At 69.5% G+C, this 26,116-nt stretch carries 15 protein-coding genes; 8 read left to right on the top strand and 7 right to left on the bottom strand.

Annotated elements, in window-relative coordinates; translation table 11 throughout:
• Positions 1–370: 370 nt before the first annotated feature.
• A complete protein-coding gene (locus LAO51_02560) occupies positions 371–4,570 on the top strand; it encodes a carboxypeptidase regulatory-like domain-containing protein (GenBank protein ID MBZ5637619.1) in 4,200 nt (1,399 codons plus the stop codon).
• A gap of 29 nt (positions 4,571–4,599) precedes the next feature.
• Here the strand turns inward: LAO51_02560 and LAO51_02555 are convergent, their stop codons facing one another.
• Complete coding sequence (locus LAO51_02555) at positions 4,600–5,358, bottom strand: class I SAM-dependent methyltransferase (protein MBZ5637618.1); 759 nt, start codon at positions 5,356–5,358, stop codon at positions 4,600–4,602.
• A gap of 134 nt (positions 5,359–5,492) precedes the next feature.
• Here LAO51_02555 and LAO51_02550 point away from each other — a divergent pair, with 134 nt between their 5' ends.
• Positions 5,493–7,577 (top strand): tetratricopeptide repeat protein, encoded by a 2,085-nt coding sequence (locus LAO51_02550; protein MBZ5637617.1) that lies wholly within the window; start codon positions 5,493–5,495, stop codon positions 7,575–7,577.
• A 107-nt stretch (positions 7,578–7,684) separates the two neighbouring features.
• A complete protein-coding gene (locus LAO51_02545) occupies positions 7,685–9,991 on the top strand; it encodes a hypothetical protein (GenBank protein MBZ5637616.1) in 2,307 nt (768 codons plus the stop codon).
• On the opposite strand, the gene LAO51_02540 is transcribed toward LAO51_02545, so the two are convergent.
• The 4 genes from LAO51_02540 to LAO51_02525 form a co-directional block, all read right to left on the bottom strand.
• A complete protein-coding gene (locus tag LAO51_02540) occupies positions 9,982–11,970 on the bottom strand; it encodes a hypothetical protein (GenBank protein ID MBZ5637615.1) in 1,989 nt (662 codons plus the stop codon). The genes LAO51_02545 and LAO51_02540 overlap by 10 nt on opposite strands.
• A gap of 151 nt (positions 11,971–12,121) precedes the next feature.
• On the bottom strand, positions 12,122–13,330 hold the full coding sequence (locus LAO51_02535) for a M48 family metallopeptidase (GenBank protein ID MBZ5637614.1): 1,209 nt from the start codon (positions 13,328–13,330) through the stop codon (positions 12,122–12,124).
• Between the two features lie 14 nt (positions 13,331–13,344).
• Positions 13,345–13,905: a LemA family protein gene (locus LAO51_02530; protein ID MBZ5637613.1), complete on the bottom strand. Its 561-nt coding sequence runs from the start codon at positions 13,903–13,905 to the stop codon at positions 13,345–13,347.
• Positions 13,902–14,360 (bottom strand): zf-TFIIB domain-containing protein, encoded by a 459-nt coding sequence (locus tag LAO51_02525; protein ID MBZ5637612.1) that lies wholly within the window; start codon positions 14,358–14,360, stop codon positions 13,902–13,904. The genes LAO51_02530 and LAO51_02525 overlap by 4 nt, the downstream gene beginning before the upstream one ends.
• Positions 14,361–14,502: 142 nt before the next feature.
• Here LAO51_02525 and LAO51_02520 point away from each other — a divergent pair, with 142 nt between their 5' ends.
• Positions 14,503–14,976: a DUF2127 domain-containing protein gene (locus LAO51_02520; GenBank protein MBZ5637611.1), complete on the top strand. Its 474-nt coding sequence runs from the start codon at positions 14,503–14,505 to the stop codon at positions 14,974–14,976.
• A 31-nt stretch (positions 14,977–15,007) separates the two neighbouring features.
• On the opposite strand, the gene LAO51_02515 is transcribed toward LAO51_02520, so the two are convergent.
• Complete coding sequence (locus LAO51_02515; GenBank protein MBZ5637610.1) at positions 15,008–15,178, bottom strand: hypothetical protein; 171 nt, start codon at positions 15,176–15,178, stop codon at positions 15,008–15,010.
• Between the two features lie 127 nt (positions 15,179–15,305).
• Positions 15,306–20,750, bottom strand: a complete 5,445-nt coding sequence (locus LAO51_02510; protein MBZ5637609.1) for a hypothetical protein — start codon at positions 20,748–20,750, stop codon at positions 15,306–15,308.
• A 453-nt stretch (positions 20,751–21,203) separates the two neighbouring features.
• Here LAO51_02510 and LAO51_02505 point away from each other — a divergent pair, with 453 nt between their 5' ends.
• From LAO51_02505 to LAO51_02490, 4 genes are all read left to right on the top strand, one after another.
• A complete protein-coding gene (locus LAO51_02505) occupies positions 21,204–22,676 on the top strand; it encodes a glycogen synthase (GenBank protein ID MBZ5637608.1) in 1,473 nt (490 codons plus the stop codon).
• Positions 22,677–22,719: 43 nt separating this feature from the next.
• Positions 22,720–24,180, top strand: coding sequence for a glycosyl hydrolase family 57 (locus LAO51_02500; protein ID MBZ5637607.1), 1,461 nt, complete (start codon positions 22,720–22,722; stop codon positions 24,178–24,180).
• A 302-nt stretch (positions 24,181–24,482) separates the two neighbouring features.
• Positions 24,483–25,802, top strand: coding sequence for a helix-turn-helix domain-containing protein (locus LAO51_02495; protein MBZ5637606.1), 1,320 nt, complete (start codon positions 24,483–24,485; stop codon positions 25,800–25,802).
• Positions 25,780–26,115, top strand: coding sequence for a hypothetical protein (locus LAO51_02490; protein MBZ5637605.1), 336 nt, complete (start codon positions 25,780–25,782; stop codon positions 26,113–26,115). The genes LAO51_02495 and LAO51_02490 overlap by 23 nt, the downstream gene beginning before the upstream one ends.
• Position 26,116: the final 1 nt, after the last annotated feature.

Raw genomic sequence — 26,116 nt, 5'->3', positions numbered from 1 at the left:
GCCTAGCGAGCGTACGCTCGATCGACGCGAGCGCCTTACGGATCGTCCGGACCTGATGCCTGATGGGGTTGCGACGCCGATTCCGCACGATCGAGCCCTCCTCTGAAAGGGCCGATCCTACCACGGAGCGGGTCGTCCGAAGGCTGCCGATCGAGGCAAACTCCTGTCCCCCGGCCGAGGGGGTTCCGGGGGCTTCACACTCGTTACGATTCTTTTGCGGGGACTTTACGGGTAGGGACGACCGCGTCGGGTACCATGCATCGCCGGGGCTCGGTGGACCTTGCTCGTTGACTCGTACCGGCGGTCCCGTGCCACGACGCTCACCTTCTCGCGACCCATGAGCCGCGAGCGGGAGGACAGAGGGCGGCCCATGAGACCTTCGTTCGTGCGTTCCATCGGGTTGACGGCATCGATCCTCGCGGCCGTCGGCGCGTCCCGCGCCGGGCAACTCCGGGGACGCCTGATCCTCATCGATCGCCCGGCGGCGGGGGTGTCCGTGTCCGCGATTCCGTACGAGACCCCCACCGAGGAGGCCCGCCGCGACGCGCGACGAGGACCGCCGCCGCCGCCCTTGGCGTCCGTCACGACGGGACTCGATGGGTCGTTCACTCTGGCCGTGACCGCCCAGCCGGGCGAGGAGAAGCTCTTCACCGTTCGGGCCGAGGGGGGCGGCGCGGTCGCCGTCGCGCTCGCCGGTGTGTTCGACGCCTCGGAGATCGAGGACCTGGGCGAGCACGTCGTCCTCAAGGGCGAGAAACTGGCAGGCAAGGTGACCGACGCGTCGGGAGCGCCGGTCGGGAATGCCGAGGTCGTCCTCCTGGCGCAACCCGATCGCCTCGGTGATCCCGAGATCGAGGCCGCTCCACGGCGCACGCTCACGTCGGTCGACGGCGGTTTCCGCTTCGACGACGCCAGTGCATCGGGCAACACGCTCGCCGTGGAAAGGGTGGGGCTCCAGGCCGGGCGCGTCACGCAGGTGAAGGCCGGCACCTTGGCGAGGCCGATCGTCCTGGGACGCGGCGTCTCGGTTTCGGGGATCGTGCGAAAGGCGGACCGTGTCTCCCCCGCCGCGGGTGCGCTCGTGCGGGTCGAAGCACGGGTCGCCACGAGATGGGTGGAAACGGAGAGCGACGGCAGGTTCACTTTGACCGACGCGCCGACCGGGGCGGTGACGGTGATCGCCGACGACGGCGAGACCGGCTATGTGGAGCAGGGAGGGGTGAAGCTGCCCCTCGTCGACGGAAAGCCGCTCGCGCTCGTCCTCGAACCGCCGGCGACCCTGCTCGGCCGCACGGTCGACGCCAAGTCGGGGCGACCGGTGCCGCGCACGAGGATCGAGGTGCGCTCGGCCGGAAGGAAGCGGGTCGCCCGATCGGGGCCCGACGGAGCCTACGCGCTGCGTGCGCTCCCCCCACGGTCCTGGTCGCTGCGCGCCGACGAGCCCCGCTACGTCGTCTGGACGCGGCGCAGCGTCCCGCTGGCCGTGGGCGAGACGAAGAAGGTCGACGTTCCCCTCGTGCTCGGCGCGACGCTCTCGGGCCGCGTCATCGATTCGGACGGGAAGCCCGTCGCGGATGCCCGGGGCTCGCTCATCCCGACCGGCAACGTTCCGCCCGCGCGGACGCTCCGGAGGTGGCTCCGGGCCGAACCGCCCGCGTTCCGCAGCCGGACCGACGGCACGTTCAAGGCGAACCGACTCGCCCCGGGGGAGAGCCAGATCCTCGAAGTTTCCCACCCCGACTTCGAGCGCGCGAGGGTCGGCGGACTGACGCTACTTCCCGGCGCGGCGAAGTCCGGCGTCTCGGTCGTGCTCACCCGGGGAGCGGTGGTCACCGGCACCGTCAAGGACGGCGATGACCGGCCGGTTCCCGGCGCCGACGTGGAGATCTACCAGGCGCCGTCGTTCGCAGGCGTGGGCGCGCGGGCCGGCGTCCGGGCGATCGGGAGCCTCGCCGCCTCGGGTAACGCGGAGCGGAAGGGCGATACCACGGGACCCGAGGGTCGTTTCACGATCCGCGGCGTGGCACCCGGCGAGTACCAGGTCACCGTGAAGCGCGTGACCTATGCGACGGAGGTGGTCACCGTCAAGGTGCCGGCCGGCGGTTCTCCGAAGGCGGTCGACGTGACCCTCCACCCGGGCGCGACCATCTCGGGGCGCGTCGTGCGCCGGTCCGGGGAAGGCGCCGAAGGGTTCGTGGTTTCCGCGGACGCTCGAGGCAGCCGCGCCTTCGGCGCCGCCTTTCGCTCGCCCACCGATCCGCCCACCGCGCCCGACGGAGGATTCACCATCGAAGGCCTCAAGGCCGGCCAGACCTACGACTTGAGGCTCTTCGGACCCGCCGGGCCTGCCGAGGGCAAGCGAGGCGTCACGGCGCCGTCCTACGACGTGCGAATCGCGGTGGCGGGAGCCGGTCGCATCACCGGAACCGCGCTCGAGGCGGCCAGCGGGACGCCGCTCACCGACTTCACGGTCTCGTACGAGCCGGATCGCGGCGGCGGATTTCGGGCGGCGGCGCGCGGCGGCGCGCTCGGAGTGGGCGGGCCGGGCCAGCCGGTGGCAGCGCACGGCGACGATGGCGCGTTCACGCTCGAGGACGTCCCTGCCGGGACCTGGAGCGTCGTGGTCACCGCACCGGGCTGCCAGCCGGCCCACGTCGGGGGCGTTGTGGTGGAAGAGGGGTCGACGCGCGAACACGTCGAGGTGCGGGTCGCAAGGGGCGCGGCGCTGAAAGGGCGCGTCCTGGACGCGGAGACCGGAGCCGCGACTCCGAACGCCGCGGTCTCGCTCGCGCCGACGGGTCAGCGACCGGCGATGGGGGCGGTGATGCAGGACGTCGCCGACGGCGGCGTGGGCACCGACGCCGAGGGGCGGTTCGAGTTCGACGGGATCGGCGCGGGCGAGCAGATGCTCCACGCCACCCATCCGGACTACGCCGACGCCGTCCAGTCCGTCGACGTGAAGGAGGACGGGGCCAGCGTCGAGATCCGCATGTCCCAGGGAGGCGTGCTGGCCGGGGTCGTGGCGCTGGATACGGGACAGCCGGCGCCGGGGGCCGACGTGTCGCTCTCGCCGGCGGGCGGTGCCGGGTTCGGTCTCGGCGCTCTCATGGGCGGCCCCTCGAGCATCACCGACGGCGCGGGGTCGTTCCGCTTCGCTCATCTGAGCGCGGGACGGTACACGCTCACCGCCTCGCTCGGATCGCGGGCCAGCGCGCCGCTCGACGTCGTGCTCGAGGCCGGCCGGTCGCAGGAGAGCCTCGCATTGCAGCTCCAGTCCGGCGTCACCATCGAGGGCACGTTGACCGGGCTGCCGGACGGCCTCCTCGGATCCACGACGGTCACCGCGAGCGCGTCCGGGGCTTATTTCCAGTCCACACGGCCGGCGGCCGACGGGCACTTCGAGATCGACAACGTCCCGGCCGGACTCGTGACCCTGCGGGGCACGGCGGACGACCCCGCCGGCTCCACCCGCAGCGCGACCCGGCAGGTCACCGCTTCCACGGACCAGCCCGTCCTTTCCGTCCAGCTCGCCTTCGACCAGGGACTCACGCTGTCCGGCCGCATCACCCGGTCGAGCCAGCCCGTGGCGGGCGCCAACGTGTTCGCCGTCCTCGCGGGAGGCGGTGGACGCCAGGCCTCCGTGGTCACCGACGACGCCGGGGCGTACCGGCTCGACGGGCTCCAGGAGGGGACGTACACGGTCAGCGCGCTCTCGATGGCCTCCGGCTCCACCCGGCGCCAGAGCGTCACCCTGACCTCCGATGAGGTCCTCGACATCGCGTTTCCCAGCGCGAAGATCGCCGGGCAAGTGGTGGATGCCGGGGGTAAAGCGCCTCTGGCCGACGCCACCGTGACGATCGCGGCGCGGGATCCGGGCGCGACGGGCGGCATCGGGCAGCGACCGGCCACGACGGATAGCGACGGTCAATTCTCCTTCTCGAATCTCGACGAAGGGGCTTACACGCTGATCACCAGCAGGCCCGACTACCAGCTCGACAAGCGCGACGTGAGCGCTTCCGAACAGGGGACCGGCGGCCTGGTCATCGAGCTCGCCCGCGGGTCCGGCATCGGCATCAGGGTGCAGGACGGCCTCTTCGCTCTGCCCCTGCGCGGCGTGATGGTGCGCGTCCTCGATCCCCGAGGATCGACCGTGTTCGGTCCGTCGGCGATCGCCCTGGACGGGGAGGGGCAGGGCGCGATCCCGTCCCTGCAGCCGGGAACCTACACGTTGCTCGCCGGAGCATCGGGGTACGCGCCGGCCCGTCTCGACGGGGTCAACGTCCCGTCCTCGACCGTGGCGATCTTCCTCACTCCGGGCGGATCGGTCCTCGTGCAAGCGGGACCCCGGACGCTCGCGGCCGGCACCGCGACCGGCACGATCACGAACGCGGCGGGCCAGCCGGCGGTCCTTTCCCTGGCCAACCTGGAGGGGCGGCTCGCCGTCTCGCAGCCGAGCCTGACGCTACGGAACCTCGCCCCGGGGAGCTACGTCCTGTCGATCCCGGCGGTGGAGTTTACGAGCGCGTTCGCCGTGAGCGAGGCCGGCACCACCGTCCTGCGGCTTCCCTGAGGGCGCGGAGACCCAGAGCGGTTCCGCGCTCAGAGGCGACCGTAGTAGAGCTTCGTGACGTACTCGAAGACGACCCGGCTCTCCGATTGGTGAGCTTCGAAGAGCTCGGAGAGCTCGGCGAGCATCGCCTCGTGGCGGGGGTGTCCTTCGACGGGAACGTAGGACGACGACAGGAGCCTCCCCTTCAACCCTTCGTGGTCGAAGGTCTGCCGGTTGTCGAAGAGCCGCGTTTCGAAGCCGGCAGCCCCGTAGAACGCGGAGAGCGCGGCGGAGTCGATTCTCCGATGATCGACCTGCTCGTAGTCCGTCGCGTGGCGGAGCAGCAGCTCCTCGTACCTGAGGAGAAAGGGCGTCGACGTCGTCAGCCGCTCGTTCCAGATCAGCACCACCCACCCGCCGGGCCGGAGGATCCTCACGAACTCCTCCCCGGCCTTCGCTCGATCGAACCAATGGAACGCCTGGCCCGACGCAACGAAATCCACGCTCCGCGCCGGAAGGGTCGTCGCTTCCGCCGTTCCTTCGATGCTGCGGCAACGCGGGTATCCGCGGAGCAGGTGCTCGGCGGCCTCCCGCATCTCGCGATTCGGCTCCACGGCGGAGACCGGGTTCCCGTGCTTCAAGAACAACTCGGTCAGGATCCCCGTTCCCGAGCCGACGTCCGCGATCTCAGAGGCACCGGTGAGGCCGCAATCGGCCGTGAGCGCCTCGAGGACGGCCTCGGGGTAGGGCGGCCGGTACTTGACGTAATTCTCCACCCGCCCGGAGAAGCGCTGCGTGGAATCCACCATGCCGGCATCCCCTCGCCCCGGGTCCATCGAGGCACCTGCTTCCTCGCCCCGGCACACCCTAGAATATCCCCGGAGCGCGGCCCAGCACCGCTCCGGGTCCCGGTGGCCCGGAAACCGGGCCGCTCGGGGGCACGATGACGGGAGCCGGTCGTCGCGTCGCCGCGTCCCGGCGCGCGCCGGAGAGCTCGGCCGCGCCGGCCACCGGCACCCGCCCGGCCCGCGTCGCGGTGATCTCCGCGGCGCTGCTCGTCTTGATCCTCGCCGCGTACCCGGGCGTCCTCCGGAACGGCTTCGTCAACTACGACGATCAGGTCTACGTCACCGAGAACCCGCACGTCCAGGCGGGGCTCAACGGAGACTCCGTCGCGTGGGCCTTCACCACCACCGACCAGGCCAACTGGCACCCTCTCACCTGGCTCTCCCACATGCTCGACGTACAGCTCTACGGGCTCGACGCCGGGAAGCACCACTCGACGAGCCTGATCCTCCACGCCGCGAATGCGTTGTTGCTGTTTCTCCTCCTCGTCCGGGTGACCGGTGCTCTCTGGCGTTGCGCTTTCGTCGCCGCCCTCTTCGCGGTCCACCCTCTCCACGTCGAGTCGGTCGCCTGGATCGCGGAGAGGAAGGACGTGCTCAGCACCCTCTTCTGGCTGCTGACCCTCGCGGCCTGGCTCGGGTACCTCGGGTCGAGAACGGCCGTGCGCTACGCCCTCGTGGTGGCGCTCTACGCGGCCGCGCTGATGGCCAAGCCCATGCCGGTGACGCTCCCCTTCACACTCCTGCTCCTGGACTTCTGGCCGCTCCGCCGGCTCGCGCCTCCTCCGGGCGAGTCCCGGGAAGCGCTCCCACGGCTCCTGCTGGAGAAGGCGCCCCTCGTCTTGATGTCGGTGGCCTCCTGCGTCGTGACCTTCGCCGCCCAGCGGAGCGGCGGATCCGTCGAGACCCTGCAGGACTTCACCTTCGGCGAGCGCCTCGCGAACGCGGCGCTGGCCTACGTGTCATACCTCGGCAAGACCCTCTGGCCGGCGTCGCTGGCGGTCTTCTATCCCCACCCGCACGCGAGCCCCGCCACGTGGCCCGTGGCCGCGGCGGCGCTCGTCCTCGCGGCGGTCACGGGGATCTCGCTCCGATTGGCGTCGAGGGCTCCGTTCCTCGCGTTCGGCTGGCTCTGGTACCTGGGCACGCTGGTTCCAGTGATCGGTCTGATCCAGGTCGGCTCGCAAGCGATGGCGGATCGGTACACCTACGTTCCGCTGATCGGCATCTTCGTCGCGATCGCCTGGGGACTGTCGGAGCTCGGGAGGAGGGACCGAAGGACCCGGTACGCGATCGCCGGAGCCTGCGCCGCGTCGCTCGTCGCGCTTCTCCCCGCCACCCGCGCCCAGGTCGGTCACTGGGCCGGCAGCGAAGCGCTGTACGGGCACGCCCTGGCGGTGACTTCGGACAACTGGCTGGCTGAGGAGTACCTCGGACGAGCGCTCTTCGAGCAGGGCAAGACGGACGAGGCCATCGTCCGTTACACGGAATCCCTTCGGATCCATCCGGGGTTCGCCGGCGGTCACAACGACCTGGGGATCGCGTTCGCGCAGCAGGGACGTATCCCGGAGGCGATCGACCAGTACGACCGGGCGCTTCGACTGAGGCCGGGCTCCGCCGAGGCCCACAACAACCTGGGAGTCGCTCTCGTCCGGCAGGGCCGAGTCACCGAGGCGATCGAGCAGTACGAGCAGGCGCTCCGGCTGAATCCGGACCTCGCCGATGCTTGCGGGAACCTGGGCTACGCGCTGGACAGGGTCGGGCGGCGAAGCGAAGCGATCGCGCAGCTCGAGCGCGCCGTGCGCCTCAGGCCCGGCTCCGCGGGGACCCACCTCGGCCTGGGCAACGCCCTGGTGGGCGCGGGCCGGGTCGACGCGGCCATCGAGCAGTTCGGCGAGGCGCTGCGCTTGAAGCCGGACTCCGCCGAGGCACTCAACAATCTCGGGCTGGCCTTGACGGCGGCGAACCGGCTGTCCGAGGCGATCGAGCGATTCCGGGAGGCGCTCGGGGTCCGTCCCGATTTCGCCGAGGCCCACAACAACCTCGGCGTCGCCCTGGCCCACCTGAGCCGCAGCGCGGAGGCGCTCGAGCACTTCCGGCAGGCGGTGCGGCTCCAGCCGGAGTTCGACCAGGCTCGCGCCAATCTCAGGGCCGCGGAGGAAGCCGGCGGAGATCGCCCCTAGCGGCTCGTCGCATCACGGCGGAGCGAACGCTCGTTCCCGTCGCTTGTCGCCGGCGTGCGCGCGGGCGTATAAGAGCGGCGGGGCGAGTTCGGAAGGAGATGACCACGATGAAGGCCTTCTTCGGGACGTTTCTCGTGGGAGCGGTCGTTCTCTCGGCCGGCGTCGCCGCGGCAGTCGAGCTGCCGGCGGCGGAGGCGAATCTGCCCGAGGTCCTTCAGGGTTACCGCGCGATCGCGCCGGCGCCGGAGGGGGTCGCGGTCCGGGTCAGGGCGGGACGGATCGGCCACATGGAGATTCATCTGGACGAGGGGGCCGTCTACCCACTCAAGGGGGCGGGGGGCGACGTGCTCGGCTTCTACTTCGACGGACACGGCCACTACGCCTACAAACCGGAGGCCCCGCTCGACCAGCAGACCTTCGAGACCAACCTGAGCCGCTACGCTCCCACCCTGCGTCCCGCCAACCACGAGGTCGGCGATCTGTTCGAGCGCCTGGTGGTCTTCTTCGCCGCCCCGACCCTCCCGGAGCTGTGGGAGACGGGAACGGGGACGGCGAAGCCGATCGAGCCCGCCAGCCGCGCCGCGTTCGACAGGATCTGGAAGCGCGTCACGGAGGGGAGCTACCTCGAGTTCGACCACCTGGCCTGCGAGGCCCGGATGAACGGCGGGAAGCTCCAGTACGTCTACGCGGAGATCGAGGGGGAGAAGGAGACCCTGGGCTACACCTTGGACCGGATGAGAGGTTTCGACGAGACCCTCACCACCTTTGCCAAGTACCAGGGTACGGACGTCCGGTTCACGCGGACCCTCAGTCGTCTCGCGATCTCCCGGGAGGGAGAGGGGTCCTTCGTGTGGACGCTCAAGGACGCCCATCTGGACGTCGCGACCGACGACAACCGCAAGGGGACCATCGACAGCGAGCTCACCTTCGAGGCGGTGCGGGGGAACCTGCGAGTCGGCCCCCTCTCGCTCGTCAACGGCCGCGACCCGTACTCGTACAACTGGGCCTCGGAGAAGAACCGGCTGCGCGTCCTCAAGGTCGTCGACGCCTCCGGGGCCGACGTCCCGTTCTCGCACCGCTACGACGAGCTGCTCGTGCAGCTCCCGCACCCGCTGGCCAAGGGGGAGCGCATCGTGCTCCGTTTTTCGACCGAAGGCGCGATCTTCACGGGCTTTGGCGGCGAGACCATCGACAACTACTTCGACCTCTTTGGGGCCTCCTGGTTCCCGCGCCCGTTCGGCTGGGACCAGGGGCTGTACACGTTCACGCTCAAGGTGAAGACCCGGAAGCCGTACTACCCCCTGGCCTCGGGAACGACGACCGCGTTCCGCGAGGACGGCGACCATTACGCGCTGGAGTCGTCGAGCACCGTGCCCGTGGAGCAGCCCGCGGTGTTCGCGGGCAAGTACAAGAACCACGAGGAGAAGGCCGACGGCCTCACCATCCGGCTCCACAGCTACGCGATGGCGAACAAGTACGTCGTGGAGGTGCTCCCCGGCCTGGCGCGGGAGCTGATCCGCTACTACCGCGACCACCTGGGCCCGTACCCGTTCGACGAGCTGGACGTCGTCGAAGTGCCGGAGTACTGGTTCGGCATGGCTCCGTCCGGAATGATCCTGTTGCCGACGCAGGCCTACAAGCCCCGCCAGGATTGGCTCGCGGCCTACCTCACGCGCGGAGCCCCCAGGGTGGTGGCCCACGAGATCGCGCACCAGTGGTTCGGTCACAAGCTCGTCCCCGCCAGCCTCGAGGAGAACTGGCTCTCGGAGTCGTTCGCCGAGTACCTCGCCGGCCTCGCGATGGGCGCGGGCGAGACCGACGAGCGCCGCGTGGTCGGCTTCAAGACGATGTTCGCGGAGTGGCGGATGTACACGGCCCGCGATTGCCCGGACCTTCCGCTCAAAGCCGCCAACAGCATGGGAGGCCCCGACGGGGACCGAGACCGCTGGTGCCTCCTCTACAACCGCGGCCCGCTGGTCCTGCACATGCTCCGGACGATGGTCGGCGAGGAGAAGTTCTTCGCGATCCTCCGCCGGTACCTGGAGAAGGCGAACTTCGGCCCCGCGACCACCGAGGACCTGAAGGCCGTCGCCAGCGAGGTCCTGAAGGTCGACCTCGGGTGGTTCTTCGACGAGTGGTACGGCGAAGGGGGGATCCCGACGATCCACGTCGAGCAGAAGGTCGAGCCCGGCGCGGGCGGTGGCTTCGTGTTCAGCGGCCGGCTGGAGCAGCCCGAGGGACCGGCGTTCAAGAGGATCTTCGTGCCGTTCGTGCTCGACTATCCGGGCGGCACCCGGGAGGCGAAGGTCGTCTTCCAGGACAAGCCCGTCAAGGAGTTCCGGTACGAGCTGCGCGAGAAGCCGCGGAAGGTCACCGTCGACCCGTCGGAGAATAACCTGGCCGTCTACCGCTGAGCGTTCGCGCCCTTCCCGTCGCCGGCCGCGGCGCCTCCGGCGTCGCGCCCGCCGGGAAGGCCCAGGGTCCTCATGAGCGCGGCGGCGAGCCCTTCGACGCCGCCCCCGCCTCCTCCCGCGACGAGCACCTCCGGGACGAACCGGACCCCGCTCTGCGCGATCGCCGTCGCGATGTTGACCGCCGCGGTGGACCCCGCGCCCAGCGCCGCGACCTGCGCCTCGTACCCCTTCGCCCGGGCCAGTCCCACCGCCTCGACCTCCGCTCCCTTCGCCGCGCCGGTTTCCCGGATGTACGTCGCCTCGCCCTCGGCCTCGGCCTTCCGGGCCTCGGCGTTGTTGGTCTTGATGTCCACGCCGACCTTCGATTTCGCCAGCTCGGCCTGCATGTCGGCCGTCCCCTTCGCGTGCTCCATGTCCACCCGCTGGTCCTGGGCCTGCTCCTGGCGGCGGAACGTCTCGATCTCCTGGTTGGCGATCTCGCGCTCCGTCAGGACCCGCACGAGGTCCTCCGGCAGGATGACGTCCTGGATGTAGACCCCTCTCGTCTCGACCTGGTACTGGTCGAGCTGCGACTTGATGTGGGTGAACGCCTCCTCCTGCACCTGCTGGCGCGTCTCGATGAACTTGATCGCCGGCATGCTCTGCAGCTTGTCGCGGAAGTGGTTGCCCACCGCCGACTGGAGGACCTCGCTCACCAGGTTGCGCATCGTCCCGACCATCGAGATCACCCGGGGCGCCTTGGTGTCCGGGACGTGGATCTGCACCTGCAGGTCGATGCGGAAGATGAACCCTTCCCGCGATTTCGCCACGATCTGCTGCAGCTGCGCGTCGAGGTTGTGCGCCTGCGAGACCGCATCCGCCCAGTTCAGGGTCAGGATCGCCGTCGGGACGATCTCCGCCTCGTAGCAGCGCGGGTTGATCGGGTACTTGCCGGTGCGCAGCGGCTCCTGCCACACCCCGCGGTGACCGGGCCGGACGAGAGAGCCGAACTTGAACTCCGCTCCGGACGTGTCCTCGGTCACGAGGCCGACGTAGGCCTTGATGACCGCCACCTCCCCCTGCTTGACGACGAGCATCGGCACGACCTCGACCGACACGAGGAACGGGTTGAGCGCGTACGCGCCGTAGAGGAGCGGATCGTGCTGCAGGCCGATCTTCCCGCCCCGATCGAGGAACGCCTGGAAGTCTTGGTAGTTGTTGTGCTGCTGGTTCTTGCTGCCGAGGATCGTCTCGATCAGCTCCGGGTCGCTGCCGGCCCCCTTCTCGCGCTCCTCGAGGTCCGCGAACCCCCCGAGGCGGCTGGCGATGTCCCCCGCCGAGAGCGGGTCCCCCTCGAACGTGGTGACGATCCCGACGGTATCGCCCACGTGCCCCTCGGAGCCGCCGGGCCGCGGCACGATCCGGACGAGGTCGAGCTGTTCCGGCTTCAAGCCGAACGACGCCGGCGCGAGGCGCCCCTCCCGGTCCGAGAGGCGGCGCAGGTCGGGAGACGCCGATACGCCGTAGACCCGAGCCTTGGTGATCACCAGGAAGGCCACCGGGTGGATCGGCACGAGCGATCCCGGCGGCAGGACCGGCCTCTGGACGCCCTTCTGCCCGCCCTCCGCCACGAACCGGCGCAGGTCCGAGAAGTTCGCGAAGGCCGGCTTGTAGACGGCGGACTTCGCGCCGATCGGCAGCGGTCCGCCGACCTGCGAGATGACCACGCCGATCTCCCCCGCGGGCACCTGGACCCACGAGTGCTTCTCGACCCTGTAGAGCACCCAGAACTTGAAGCGGAGGCCGGGCATGAGCAGATCGGCCTGATAGCCCGCTTCCCCCTCGAAGGCGATCGGACTGTCGTTCGAGAGCCTCTTGAAGGAGAAGCGCTTGACCACCAGTCCGACCTGCGTCGGGCCGATCGTGCGAAGGGAAGGGAGCACCAGGAAGACGACCATCGCCGCCAGCCCCGCGGCCGCCATCGCGCCCCAGATCACCATGGCAGACTCCTCCTCGGGAACCGAATGGACTCGACCGCTTCAAGCGCGGCCCGCGCCACGCCGAAGCGCCTTACGTACCTTCCGGATGACTCCCAGCGTACCCCCCGACCCGGGCGGCGCACAAGCCGTCCGCCACCGGTCCCGCGCCGGATCAGGCCGCCTGTGGCTCCACGCGATGCGGGGCGCCGCAGTGCGGGCAGCCGATCTCCCGGCCGAGGTAGGCCGGAGGGATCTTGAGCGTGGTCCCGCAGGCGCAGGCGACGAAGGCGTACCGGTTGAGGCGCCACAGCATGTCGGTGGTCCGCCGCACCCTCTCGAGGCGCGCGGTCGTGTCTTGGGCGGCCGGAGCCGTGGGGGCGTGAGCCGCGGCCTCGAGCGATGCGTACGGGACCACGCCCACCGCCCTCCCCGTCACCTTGCGGAACGCCTCGTCGTAGCGCGCGAGGCCCGCGCCGCCCGCCATCGCACGGAGGATGCGGACGCGCTCTGTGATCGGCGGGTGGGTGGCCGTGAGATCGGCGAGGCCGCGAGCCGAGACGCTCATCGGATTGACGATGTACATCGGGGCCGTGGCCCTCGACGCCGACGCCAGCTTGGCCGGCGAGCGGGAGATCTTCTCGAGGGCGCTCGCCAGCCCCTCGGGGTAGCGCGTGTAGAGGGCCGAGGAGGCGTCCGCCAGGTACTCGCGGCGGCGCGACACCGCGAGATAGATCAGCTGGGCGATGATCGGCGCCAGGATCATGAGGACGATCGCGACGAGCGCGATCACGAGCTGCCCCTGGCCGCCCTCACGCGACGACGTCCTCCGCCGTCCTCCGCCGAAGAACAGCACGCGGGTGCCGAGGTCGGCGAGCAGCACGATGGTGCCCATCATGATGCCGACCATCATCATGTACAGGACGTCGCGGTTCCTGACGTGACCGAGCTCGTGAGCGATGACCCCCTGCAGCTCGTTGCGGTCGAGCGTCTCCAGGAGCCCGGCGGTGACCGCCACCGCGGCGTGCTCGGGATCGCGCCCGGTTGCAAACGCGTTCGGCGCCGCGTCGTCGATGACGTAGACGTCGGGAACCTTGGCGATGCCTGCGGCGATGCACATCTCCTCCACGACGTCGAAGAGCACGGGGTTGTCCTGCTTGGCGATCTTGCGGGCCCCGGCGAGCGAAAGGAGGATCGAGTCGCCGGAGTAGTAGCTCACCAGCGTGAGGACGATCCAGACGAGAAAGGCCGCGAACAGCCCGACCGTTCCCGCCCCCCGGGCCAGCGATTCCCCGACCGCGTAGCCCACGAGGAGGAGCAGGCCCGCCATGAGCACCACCAGGGTGGCGGCGCGGCGTTGATTGGCGCGAACCAGCTCCCACACGCGCCGGGCCCCGCCTAGAACTTCACCTGCGGGACCTGGCGGTCCTCCGGCGCCTCGACCTCGAAGAAATGCTCCGCGCTGAAGTTGAACATGCCGGCGATGATGTTGGAGGGGAACATCTGGATCCTGTTGTTGAGACGCAGGGCCGTGTCGTTGTAGTACTGCCGGGCGAAGCCGATCTTGTTCTCCGTCGAGGTGAGCTCCTCCTGCAGCGCCAGGAAGTTCTGGTTGGCCTTCAGGTCGGGGTAGGCCTCCGCCACGGCGAAGAGGGAGCGCAGCGTCTGCGACAGCGCGTTCTCCACCTTGGCGCGCTCCTCGACGCCGCCGCCGGTCAGATCGATCGCCTGCTGGCGGGCTCGGGTCACCGCCTCGAGGGTGCCCCGCTCGTGGCCCATGTACCCCTTGACCGCTTCCACCAGGTTGGGGATCAGGTCATGGCGGCGCTTCAGCTGGACGTCGATCTGGCTCCACGAGTTCTTCACCTCGTTGCGGGCGCCGACGAGGCCGTTGTACATGCCCATCACCCAGAGGGCCACGACGACGATGACGACCAACACGGCCAGAACGAAGATCATCGTTCCACCTCCTCACGGTTCGCGACGTTCGATTCCGAGGGTCTCGCCGGCGCGCCCGGGCCGGGACCGAAAACCTCGCCCATGAAACGGAGCAGCGCCTCGGGATGCGAGCCCGGCCTGGCCGCCAGCTGGCCCATGAGCGAGCCCAGCTCTCCCCGATCGAACCAGAGTCCGTGCCCCGCGCCGCAGCGGTCGAGGGTGACCCGCGGCGCGGACCCGAGGGCCGTCTTGTCCATCTTGCGGTCGCAACGCGGGCAGAAGCGCCGCGCCTCGCGGGCGTCCGTCGTCTCCTTTGCTGAGCCCTCGCCCGGCGGGAGCGCTCGGCCCGCCTTCTCCGCCAGCAAGGCCAGCTCTCCGGCGTCGAACCAGAGCCCGTGACACCAGGGACAGCAATCGAGCTCGATCCCTTCGCGCTCGGCCACCACCAACGGCTCGCGACACGCGGGGCAATTCACGACGCGCGCCTCCCCGGGGGACGTTGCTCACCAAGACGTTCCTCGAGGAAAGCATACGCCCGACGCTTCCGAAGGAACAGTGCCCCGTCGATCCCGCTCCGTTGCCGGTCTCGTTGTAGGATTCCTGGGAGGGCGCCTCGGAATGACGAAGCCGGACCGCGTCGAGTCATGGCGCCGCGTCGTGGTCGTGTTCAAGCTCGCGACCGGAGGCGCGGAGCTGGGGCTGGGAATCACGATCCTCGCGCTCTCGGCGGCGGGGTTCGACCGGCTCGTGGGCCGGCTCCTCAACACCGGCCTTCGCCACGACCCGAACGGCTCCGTCTTCGTGTTCGTGGAGCGCCACCTGCCCGCGCTCCTGGCCGGGAAGGAGTGGATCGCCCTCGGTCTCCTGGCCCTGGGAGGTCTCAAGGTGGCCGGCGCCGTCGGCCTCCTCCTCGGACGGCCCTGGGCCTACCACCTCCTGGTGGCGCTTCTGGTCCTCCTCGTTCCCGTCGATGCCTACCACGTGGCGACGAGGCCCTCGATCACCGGAGCGGTCCTGCTCCTTCTCAACGTCGGGGCGCTGGGCATCCTGCTTCGCTACAGGAGGGCGCTCCTCGTCGTCGAGGGCGGCTGACCGTCAGAGCCGCCGATCGACCGGGCCGAGCTCACCTTCCCAGCTTGGCCCGGATCGCCTCGATCACCCTGTCCGCCGACGGGAGCACGCCCAGCATGCCGAGAGCCCCGGCTTCCGCCACGACCTCGCCGTCCACGAGGACCCTGAACTCCCCGTAGCGGCCGGGCACCTTGTTCACTTCCTGGCCGAGCTCCTTCCGCACGCGCGCCGCCACCCTGGCGGCTTGTATGGCGGAAACTCAGTACGTGCAGTACCGGATCGCGACGCGGCTCATGGTGGCCTCCCCGCGGCTCCATCTCGAGAGTACCCCGGTGATGGAACCGATCCCCTCAGTTGCAGGTCCCTCCAAGGCAGGTCGAGGGGCTGCAGACGTTGACGCACTGGATGTTCGACGACGTCGTGCACGTGTGAACGAAGGACGGACAGCTCGCGCAGAGGGGGACGCAGCTTTCCGTCGAGGTGCAGTTGGCCAGCCCGCCGCAGGAAGCCTTGCACGAGCTGACGCACGTGCGGGCCGACGCGCAGGCGAAGGTCGTGCCCGTGCAGGTGGCGCAATTCGGGATGCAGGCGCCGGCCGCCGGACAGAAGTAGAGGCCGCCTGGACACTGGCACGATCCGGAGACGCAGGTTCTGCCCCCCGTGCAGACGGCACAGTTAATGCCTCCGGTGCCGCACGCGTCGTTGCCGGTTCCCGGCAGGCACACGGTGCCCTGACAGCAGCCGCTCGGACACGAGATCGGGTCACACACGCACGTTGCGTTCGAGCACCGTTGCTCGGGTCCGCATGCGGACGCGCCATCGCAGCGGCACACACCGTTCACGCAGGAGTCCGCCGTCATGCCGCAGTCCAGGCACGCCACGCCCCCGATGCCGCAGGCCGAAGCGCTCGGCGTCGTGCACGTCGTACCCGAGCAGCAGCCGAGCGGGCAGGAAATCGGGTCGCAGATGCAGGTTCCGTTGAAGCACCGCTGCCCCGACCCGCACGCGGACCCGCCGTCGCAGTGACACACCCCGCCCACGCACGCGTCCCCCGTCAAGCCGCAATCGATGCACGCCGCACCCCCGATGCCGCAGGCCGACGGGTCCGGCGGCGCCGTGCACGTCGTACCGGAGCAGCAGCCCGCCGGACACGAGGTCGCGCTGCACGCGCACGCCCCGTTCACGCACTGCTGCCCCGCCCCGCAGGCGGACCCGCCATCGCAGCGGCATACTCCGTCCACGCAAGAGTCCGCGACCATGCCGCAGTTCACGCACCCCACGCCACCGATGCCGCAGGCCGATGCGCTGGGAGTGGCGCATGTCGTGCCGGAGCAGCAGCCGAGCGGGCAGGAAATCGGGTCGCAGATGCAGGTTCCGTTGAAGCACCGCTGCCCCGATCCGCATGCGGACCCGCCGTCGCAGCGGCAAACCCCGCCCAAGCACGCGTCCCCCGTCAAGCCGCAATCGAAGCACGCCGCACCCCCGATCCCGCAGGCCGACGGGTTCGGCGGCGCCGTGCACGTCGTTCCGGAACAGCAGCCGCTCGCGCACGACGTCGCGTTGCACACGCACGCCCCGTTCACGCACTGCTGCCCAGCCGAGCACGCGGGTCCCGATCCGCACTGGCAGACGCCGTTGACGCACGAGTTCGCCGTGATCGCGTCGCAGGTCACGCACGCGCCGCCACCGGTGCCGCAAGCCGAGACGCTCGGAGTCGTGCACACCGAGCCGGAGCAGCAGCCGTTCGGGCACGAGACCGAGTCGCACACGCAGGTCCCGTTCGAGCACCGCTGCCCTGCGCCGCAGGCGGGCGCCGACCCGCACTGGCATGCGCCGTCAACGCACGAGTCCGCATCCGCGCCGCAGGCCAAGCAAGCGACGCCACCGATGCCACAGGCCGACACACTCGGCGTCGTGCACGTCGTGCCGGAGCAGCAGCCGGTCGGACACGACGCCGTGTTACACACGCATGCGCCGTTCACGCATTGCTGCCCAGCGGAGCACGCGAGCCCCGACCCGCACTGGCAGACGCCGTTCACGCACGAGTTCTCCGTGATCGGGTCGCAGGTCACGCACGCGCCGCCACCGCCGCCACACGCCGAGACGCTCGGAGTCGCGCACGTCCCGCCGGAGCAGCAACTGTTCGGGCATGACGTCGCGTCGCAGACGCAGCTCCCGCTCACGCACCGCTGACCCGCCGCGCAGTAGACTCCCCCGCAACCCTGCGGGCAGGTCGTGCTCGTTCGCTCGGCGCCTTGAGCGCCGCCCGTGCGCTCGTAGCCGTAGGTTCCCTCGCCGCACGTGTTTTCTCCACGTATCAGGTACCAGAACCCGGACCCGACGACGGGAGTCGTGGCATCCGCCAGCGAGGTGGCGGCGAGGTAATCGGCGAGGCAGACCTCGTCGTTGCCGCCCGGGCCGACCGGAAGCGCGCCGAGACCTCCGCGCAGAACGTCGTGCGCCGTTCCCGATCCGCCTCCCGCGGTGCTCCACGTCATCGTGACTCTGTCGGAGAACCCGAGGTTCGCGACCTCCCCGGGCGGCGCATAGGCACTCGGGTCCAGCGGCGCGCAGTCGAGGTCGTCCCTCACACCGTCGCCGTCGGAGTCGCTTAGGACCCGTACGGTCGTCTGCGCCGAATTGCCGGCACGGTCGGCGACGCGGACGATCACGTCGTACGACGACGACGAGCCGGTCGCGATGACGCCGCCGTGAGGATCCACGAGGCCGCTGCTGTACCCGTTGACCACGGGGTCCTGCGCGACGTACGTGATCGGGTCGCCCGGATTGACCTGGATTCCGGGCGTCGCCGGGTCCACGTCCGGCGATGTCATCTGCACGACCGGCGGCGTGTTGTCCACGTAAAACCGGATCGTGTCCGAATTGATGTGCTCGCGCGGGTCGTTTTGAGGCGCGCACTGCATCGAGTCCTGCGCGGTCACCGTGAGGGTGTGCGGTCCGTCGGGGAGCGCGGCCGTGTTGAGCTGCACCGGCACCGCCTGAGGGGGAGAGACCGGCGGGGGCGGGCAAAACGGCGGGGGCGGATACGGGACCGCGCTCAGCTGTTGCCCGTCCACCGCGACCTGCGTGATCACCGCAGGCCCGCACATGCAGTACGGGGTGCTCTCCTCTTTGCGCAACGCCTGTGCGTCCACGGTGATGGTCCCCTGGACCGGCAGATCGACCATCGGCGAGGTCGCCGCGACCACGACCCATCTGGCCGGCACGCTGCTCCGGGCCTGCTTGAGATAGAAGTCGCCGACCGGCCGAAGGGTCTCGTCGATATTCGCGGGCACGCCGGCCGCGATGGCGGAAGGGGACTCGCCGACGAACTGCGTCGCGATCGAGTCGATGTCCCCCTGCGTCAGGCCGAGCTGCTGCATGAAGGGGATTTCCGCGGCCGGGAATCCGTGGGAGGCCACATCCGCCTGGAAGGCGGCGACCTCCTCCTCGGTCGGAAGGCCGACCGCCTGCTGGGCGGCCAGCACTTTGGCCGCTTGGGTGGCGGTCTCTCGATCGATCACCCCGGCGTGACGGAGCAGCTCGGTGCTCTGGAGAAGGATGCCGTCGGTGTCGCCGGCCAGGTAGGCCCCGTAGAGCTTGTTGAACGTCCCGCCGTAAGCCGTTCGAACGCTCGCGATCCTGGCGCCTTGCTCGACGGCCGTCATGGCGAGCCGTGCCCCGTCGGTCGTGGCCGCGGCCGCGGTCGCGTTGACCTGCGGCACCGTGACCTGCACGATGTGCGTGAAATCCATGTCGTAGCCGGGCGGATCGTGGTGGGCCTCGTGGCAGTCCCAGCCCCACAGGGCCAGCTCGATCGCCTCGGCCGCGAACAGCACCGCCGCCACGGGGGCTCCGAAGAACGTCCCGCTCGCGAACAGGGCCTCGATGGAATGGGCGCCTCCCTCGACGTAGTCCACGTAGGCGAGGGTGTACGGGGCGTACTTGTACCCAGGGACCGTGACGTCCGTGTAAGCGACGCGCTGGCTGGGGATGGCCTCCGAGTTGAACGTGAAGCCGTTCGCGTCGGTCATGTAAAGCGCCCTGACGGTCGTTTCCTCGCCGACCTTCTGGGGCCCGACCGGAACGGGCGTAGCACAGTAGTCGGGGTCCCAGGTGAGCTTGTCCGACAGCGTGAGGAGGTTCCGGTACGTGGCGGAATGGCCCGTGGCCAGGTCGACGGACGCGTACTCCTGGTCGAGGTGCGTCCCGTCGGACCTTCTCAGCTCGAACGGTATGTCGCCGGCGGCCAGGCCGACGCGCTGGGCCCAGAGCGTGACGGTGACCGGAAGATGGAACCTGAAATCCTCCCCGACGCCCCACTCCGGCGTGCCGTAGGTGAACTCGATCTTGGGCCATTGGCTTATCCAGAAAGTACGGACCGGGCCGGTCGTCGAGCCACCCGCGTTCGTCACCGTGAGCGCGATGTCGTAGGCCGTGTCCTTCCACTGGCCGTTGTCACCGAGCGGCGGGTTGGCGCTGTTGCTGACCTCGGCGATCGTCTTGGTGGGCGATGCCTCCGCGGAGAAGACGGTCGAGCGCGTGGAGCCGTCGGAATAGCGGGCCGTCGCCGTCCAAGCGTAGACCGGATTGGCACCGGCGTTGCCGACCGTGGCGCAGAAGGCGATGGACGTCCCGGAGTCGGCCTCGTGCACGGCCTCAATCGGACTGTTGTCCGCCGCGTTCTTGAACGTGGGAGCGCTCACCGTCGGCGGATTCTGCATGGCGTGAACCGTGTGGCTCGCAGTGTTGACGCCCCCCCAGTGATCGTTCACCGTCAGCGACACGTCGTAGTCGCCCAACTGGTCCGGTGTGAGCGTGGCCGCGCTCAGGTCGTTGGGATTCGTATGGATGACCGCCTGGCTGCCAGCCGGGCGGGACAGGGTCCAGACGTTCCGAGCGGTTTCGATCCAGTCGGCGCACAAGCCACCGGGCTGCGCTGGGCAAGTCTGCGGTCCGTGGCCCGGATCGGAGCTGGAGCCGTCCAGCGTTAGGGCTTGGTTCACCTGGACCGAGTCCGCCGCCACGATCCTGGCGGTGGGGTTTTCGTTCGGAACCGGCGTCGTGGGGTCCTGGGAGACCACGATCATGAAGTCCCAGCTCGTCCCTCGCCTCCAGAATCCCTGGTCGCCCGACAGGTACAGGCCGTCCCCGACGCCGTCACTCTCGAGCAGGATGTCGAAGGAGTTGATTCCCGTGCTCCCATTCGATCGCACCCAGCGTGCCGTGAACCAGTAATTCGCCTCCGGAACGGGGGCCTGGAGCACGATCCGGCCGTATCGCCAGCAAGCGTCGGGATAGGTGGACACGCTCACCGCGACCGAGGAGCCCGCCACGGGGGGTATGCCCACGAGGGCGTTGTCTCCGAAAATGGCCGCGTTGTACTGGCGCATCCGCACTTCCAGCTGTCCGTCGGGCGGCGGCGCGCCCGTGCTCGTGCGGTCGACCGCCAGCACCCACACGTCGAAGGCCTGTGGGTTATTGGAGCCCGCCACGTGAAACCGGGCGCCGAACTCGGTGAATCCCGAGTCCGACTCATAGGCGACGGCGAAGCCGAGCCCAGGATGGGGCAGCTGCTCCCAGTCCAGGTACTTGTACCCGTTGGGCAGATTCCCCTGGCATCTGTCGCGAATGAAGTCCTCGTCGTTGAAGCCCGTGACGACCTTGCCCTTGAACTGGTTGGTGTCCGCCCAGGTGATGTCGGCGCGTGCCCGGTCAGGCGAGGCGGCCACGACGCTCATGGCCGCGAGGAACATCGACACTGCGGCCTTCGTTGCGGTGCGCTGGTGCTTCATCGGAATCCCCCCCTCGCTGGCGTACGATCCAAGGTGGCGAACTCGTCGGGGGCCTCCCCCTCGCGTGGCTCCTCTTTACGGTCGCAATGAGTCGTGCAACGACACGTGCTCCGGCTTGCCGCCGGGCTCCGCCGCCTATCTCGAGTCGCACGAGGCTCGGTGGCTCGCCCCCGAGATCATGCCGGCCTTCTCAACGCTGCTGGCGAACATATACCGAATTCAGGAAGTTAGGTCAATGCCACATGAGCGCTGCGTCTGTTTCCCGATCGCGTGCGGCCCTTCAACACGACCGCTCGTCGCGGTGCGGAGAATCTCGCTGTCGGCCGGCAGACCCGCGTAGCGCATCTCTCACCGTCGGTCGATCGGAGAGCGGAATCCGGACTTTTCTCGGGCGGGCGGGAAGTGTAGAGTTGGCACGGCACGAGGGGGATCTCGCGGGAGCGGGTGGGAATCATGTACGTCGTCATGGTCGCGCCGGAGTGCTTCCCCGTCGTGCAAGTGGGGGGCCTGGCCGACGTCATCGCCGGCTTGAGCCGCGAGCTGGAGATTCGCGGGAACGCGGTCGAAATCATCCTTCCCAAGTACGACCGGATGCGGTACGACCGGATCTGGGGGCTGACCGTCGATTACCGCGACCTGTGGGTTCCGTGGTACAGCGGCGCGATCCACTGCTCCGTCTACTTCGGCTTCGTGGACGGACGCAAGTGCTTCTTCATCGAGCCGCACTCCGGCGACAACTTCTTCCACCGGCCGCTGGCCTACGGCTATTCCGACGACGTGATGCGCTACGCGTTCTTCAGCAAGGCGGCGATCGAATACCTGCTCAAGTCGGGGAAGCGTCCCGACGTGATCCACTGCCACGACTGGCAGACCGCCCTTCTGCCGGTGCTGCTCTTCGAGATCTACAAGTACCACGGCATGGAGAACCAGCGCGTCTGCCTCACGATCCACAACTTCGGCCACCAGGGGTTGATCGGGCAGGAAGTTCTGTGGGCCGCCGGGCTGGGACGCCCCGAATACTACGTCCACCACGACCGCCTGCAGGACAACATCCACCCCGGCTCGCTGAACCTGCTCAAGGGCGGAATCGTCTACTCGAACTTCGTGACCACGGTCTCCCCCCATCACGCCTGGGAGGCCATGAACTCGGATCAGGGTCTCGGGCTCGGCTACACGCTCTGGGTTCACCGCGGCAAGTTCGGCGGCGTGCTGAACGGCATCGACTACGGGGTGTGGAACCCGGAGATCGATCCGTTCATCGCGCGGCGCTACACGCCGGATTCCGTGGACCAGAAGTACGACAACAAGCGCGCCCTGCGCGAGAGGTTCTGGCTCCGCGACGGCTACAAGCCCGTCGTGGCCTTCGTCGGCCGGCTCGACCGCCAGAAGGGCGTGCATCTCGTGCGGCACGCGCTCTTCTACTCGTTGTGGCACGGCGCCCAGTTCGTGCTGCTCGGGTCGAGCCCCGATCCCTCCATCGACGGCTACTTCGGGCACCTCAAGCAGTACCTCAACGACAACCCGGACTGCCACCTCGAGCTCCGCTTCGACGCCGACCTGTCCCACCTGGTCTACGCCGGCGCCGACATGCTGGTGATGCCCAGCAACTACGAGCCCTGCGGCCTGACCCAGATGATCGGGCTGAGGTACGGCGCCGTGCCGATCGTCCGGGCCGTGGGCGGGCTCGCCGACACGGTCCTGGACCGCGACCACGCTCCCTGCCCGCAGGACCAGAAGAACGGCTACGTCTTCAACGACCCGGACGAGACGGGGATGGAATCGGCGCTCTACCGCGCGTTCGGACTCTGGCACTCGCACCCCGAGGAGTTCCGCCAACTGATGTTGAACGGCATGCGGGCCGATTACTCGTGGAAACACCCCGGCGATCACTACCTGAACATCTACGAGCACATCCGCCACAAGTGAGCGCCTCCGGCCGCGGGCCGGCGAGCTCGAAGGGAGTCGAGCGATGGAGAAGCTGCCCGAGTCCATCGACGGCCTGCCCGACCTCTGCGGCTCCGAGCCTCGGATCCGGGAGACCGTGCTCCGAGAGCGCGACCGCCGGGTGTTCCCGGCCGGGAACGGCTTCGATTTCGGCCGGGTGAGGAGCGCGGCGGCGATCGCGCTCCACATGCACCAGCCCCTCGTCCCGGCGGGCGGCGACGACCTCGGGAGCGCCGCGATCATCAGCAACCTGAAGCTCATGATGGACAACCCTCACGTCGGCGACAACCACAACGCTCCGGTGTTCCGGTGGTGCTACCGGCGGATGGGTGAGTTCGTTCCCCAGCTGCTCCACGAGGGGCACGGGCCGCGGGTGATGCTCGACTACTCGGGGACGCTCCTCCACGGCCTGTGGGCGATGGGGCTTGAGGACGTCCTCGACAGCCTGCGGAACGTGACCTGCGATCCCGAGTACCGGAACGCGGTCGAGTGGCTCGGGAGCGCCTGGGGCCATCCGGTCGCGCCGTCGACGCCGGTGCAGGACTTCCGCCTGCACGTGCAGGCCTGGCAGCATCACTTCGCGGCGATCTTCGGCTTCGAGGCTCTGGGCCGGGTGCGGGGATTCTCCCCCGCGGAGATGGCGTTACCGAACCATCCGGATGTCGCCTACGAGTTCGTCAGGACGCTCCGCGACTGCGGCTATCGCTGGGTGCTGGTCCAGGAGCATTCGGTCGAGCAGCCGGACGGGAGGGCTCCGGACCGGAAGCACCTCCCCCACCGGCTCCAGTGCACGAGCTCCGGCGGGGAGACGGCGTCGATCCTCGCGGTGGTCAAGACCCAGGGAAGCGACACGAAGCTGGTCGGCCAGATGCAGCCCTATTACGAGGCGAAGGGGCTGGCCCGCTGGGACGTCGCGGGAGCCATGGTGCCGCCCCTCGTGACCCAGATCGCCGACGGCGAGAACGGCGGCGTCATGATGAACGAGTTCCCCTCCAAGTACCTGGAGGTCGTGCGCGAGTCCACCGGCTCCGACATCGTGCTGATGAACGTCACGGAGTACCTCGAGAACCTGTTCGCGAGCGGCGTGAAGGAGGAGGACCTCCCCGTCCTCCAGCCCATCCTCCAGAAACGGATCCGGGACCGATTCGAGCCGGGCCAGGGGCCGGACAGGCTCGCTCGGGTGATCGACGAGCTGCGCAAGGAGGACTCGCGGTTTCACGTCGAGGGAGGGAGCTGGACGAACAACATCTCCTGGGTACACGGCTACGACGCTCTGCTGGGGCCGATGGAGCGGGTCAGCTCGTTGTTCCACGAGAAGGTGCTGAAGCCCGGCCTGCCGTCGCACGAGCCGCGGTACCGCAACGCCCTCTTCCACCTCCTGACGTCGCAGACCAGCTGCTACCGCTATTGGGGACAGGGGGTGTGGGTCGACTACGGTCGCGAGATCTGCCGGCGGGCCACGGAGATTCTCACCCGCGATTACTGAGTCCCGTCGTCCCGGTCGGGCGTCCTGGGGTCGTTCGGCCCCACGAAGCCGACGCGCCGAGGGGTTGTGGATCCACAACCCCGAGGTGGGACGGCGTTCCCAGCCGGACCTGGCCCGCACGGTAACTTCCAGATGAAGTGCCGGAAGGGCCAACCACCATGTCGCGGAATCGCTTCGGCGAGCGCCCCCCCGACCGGATCGCCGGGAGTCGGCCTTCGGCGCGCCCGTTGCCCGGGTCAGGAACGCAGCGTATAAGTTCGACGAGGGCGGCGAGGCGCGATTACCGCGATCCGGGTGATCTCATGGCGGAACCCTCGGCGGTGGCGTTCGGCCGGTACCTCCGCTCGCTGCGCGAGCGGAGGGGCCTGTCCCTGAACCGGGTCTCCGAGCTCACGCGCGGCTCGCCGGAGACCCTCGACAAGGGGACCCTGTCGCGGCTGGAGCGGGGCCAGCAGGTGCCTTCGCTGTTCAAGCTCGGACCGCTCAGCCGCATCTACGACGTCCGCCCCGGCGCCCTCATCGAGCGGATGGAGCTCGACCGAGAGGTCGAACGCCTCGGGCTCGAGACCGGCGGGAAGAGCTACGACGAGCTTCACCGCCTGGGGGGAGCCGCCCTCGTCGCGGGCGACCGGAAGTGGGAGGCCTACGCGTGCTTCCGCGACGCCCTCCCGCTCGCCGGCGAGGAAAAGCGCGTCGCGGCCTGGAGCAATCTCGCCACCGCCATTCGCTCCCTGGGAAGGAACGAGCTGGCGCTGCTCGAGCTCGAGGAGCTCGAGGCCTCGGGCGGCCTGAGCCCGGCCCAGCTCGCGTTGGTGCACGAGCGGAAGTCCAACTGCCACCGGTGTCTGGGCGACATGAAACGGGCCGAGGAGTACGCCGATTCCGCGGCGGCCGAGGCGCTTTCCGCCGGGGACTCCCGCACGCTCGCGTTCGCGTACAACGCGCGGGCCAACGCGGCGCTCGACCAGGAGCGGTGGGAGATCGCGTCCGATTTCCTCAGGCGGGCCCTCGCCGCGTACCGCGAGAGCGAGCAGGAGGAGGGACAGCTCCTCCCGAGCCCTTCGTTCCAGGCCCAGACGCTCCTCATGCTGGCCGACTGCTCGATCCACCTGGGGAACGTCGCGCATGCGCGGCGACTCGCCCTCGCGGCGAAGCGGATGGGCCGGGAGCACGATCTTCCCCTGGCCCTGGCCTACAGCGAGCTGCTCCTCGGACGCATCGACGAGCGGGAGGGCGATCTGGAGCGAGCCCTCCAGCGCTGGACCCGGGCCGCCGCCGTCGCCGCGCGAGCCGAGAATCGGCGGCTCGGCTTCACCGCCCTGCTGGAGATCTTCCGGCAGGCCCGGAAGGCCGGCGACACCGCCCGGGCCCGGGCCTCTCGGCGCCGGCTCGAGCGGCTCGCGCCGTGGGTACCGAAGCACGTCCCCGCGCTCCGGGAGTTCGAACGTCTGATCGGCCAGGATGGAGCGCGTTCCGCGCGCGCCACCGTCGACGGAGGAATCCATGAGCAGGTCCAGAAGACTGCAGGTGCTCGCGCTCCTGCTGGTCCTCGCGCCACTTCCGGTAGTCTCGGACGGGAGCGTCGCCGTCCTGGAGGTCTTGCCGAGTCCTGGCCCCGGTGACTGCGCGCCGCCGATCAGCAGGGTCACGGACCACCAGACGCTCGCGAGCGGGGACGCGTACACGCTGTCCAACACCTCGGGTTGGGCGGCGTCGGATTCGCTGTACGTTTCACTGACCGTGGACGGGACCCGGCGCACGTTCTGGGCGCGCCTCGACGTTCCGGCCCGCTCGTCGATCGAGGTCCAGGCGACCTACCTTCGCCCGGTGGGCATGGTCGCGGTGCGCCTCTGCGGGAACCCCCCCTGGGGATTCGTGGAGTCGCCGGATCCGGTGATGCAGGTCGTCGTGAAGGACCCGAAGCAGGGCGGCTGAG

Source organism: Terriglobia bacterium (genome assembly GCA_020073205.1).
Classification (GTDB): domain Bacteria; phylum Acidobacteriota; class Polarisedimenticolia; order Polarisedimenticolales; family JAIQFR01; genus JAIQFR01.
Note: the sequence above shows the minus strand (reverse complement) of the source record. Positions and strands in the feature narration are given on the sequence as shown.

Coding starts and splice junctions, on each gene's coding strand:
- LAO51_02560 (MBZ5637619.1), top strand. CDS start 371: ATGAGACCTTCGTTCGTGCGTTCCATCGGGTTGACGGCATCGATCCTC.
- LAO51_02555 (MBZ5637618.1), bottom strand. CDS start 5,358: ATGGTGGATTCCACGCAGCGCTTCTCCGGGCGGGTGGAGAATTACGTC.
- LAO51_02550 (MBZ5637617.1), top strand. CDS start 5,493: ATGACGGGAGCCGGTCGTCGCGTCGCCGCGTCCCGGCGCGCGCCGGAG.
- LAO51_02545 (MBZ5637616.1), top strand. CDS start 7,685: ATGAAGGCCTTCTTCGGGACGTTTCTCGTGGGAGCGGTCGTTCTCTCG.
- LAO51_02540 (MBZ5637615.1), bottom strand. CDS start 11,970: ATGGTGATCTGGGGCGCGATGGCGGCCGCGGGGCTGGCGGCGATGGTC.
- LAO51_02530 (MBZ5637613.1), bottom strand. CDS start 13,905: ATGATCTTCGTTCTGGCCGTGTTGGTCGTCATCGTCGTCGTGGCCCTC.
- LAO51_02520 (MBZ5637611.1), top strand. CDS start 14,503: ATGACGAAGCCGGACCGCGTCGAGTCATGGCGCCGCGTCGTGGTCGTG.
- LAO51_02510 (MBZ5637609.1), bottom strand. CDS start 20,750: ATGAAGCACCAGCGCACCGCAACGAAGGCCGCAGTGTCGATGTTCCTC.
- LAO51_02505 (MBZ5637608.1), top strand. CDS start 21,204: ATGTACGTCGTCATGGTCGCGCCGGAGTGCTTCCCCGTCGTGCAAGTG.
- LAO51_02500 (MBZ5637607.1), top strand. CDS start 22,720: ATGGAGAAGCTGCCCGAGTCCATCGACGGCCTGCCCGACCTCTGCGGC.
- LAO51_02495 (MBZ5637606.1), top strand. CDS start 24,483: ATGGCGGAACCCTCGGCGGTGGCGTTCGGCCGGTACCTCCGCTCGCTG.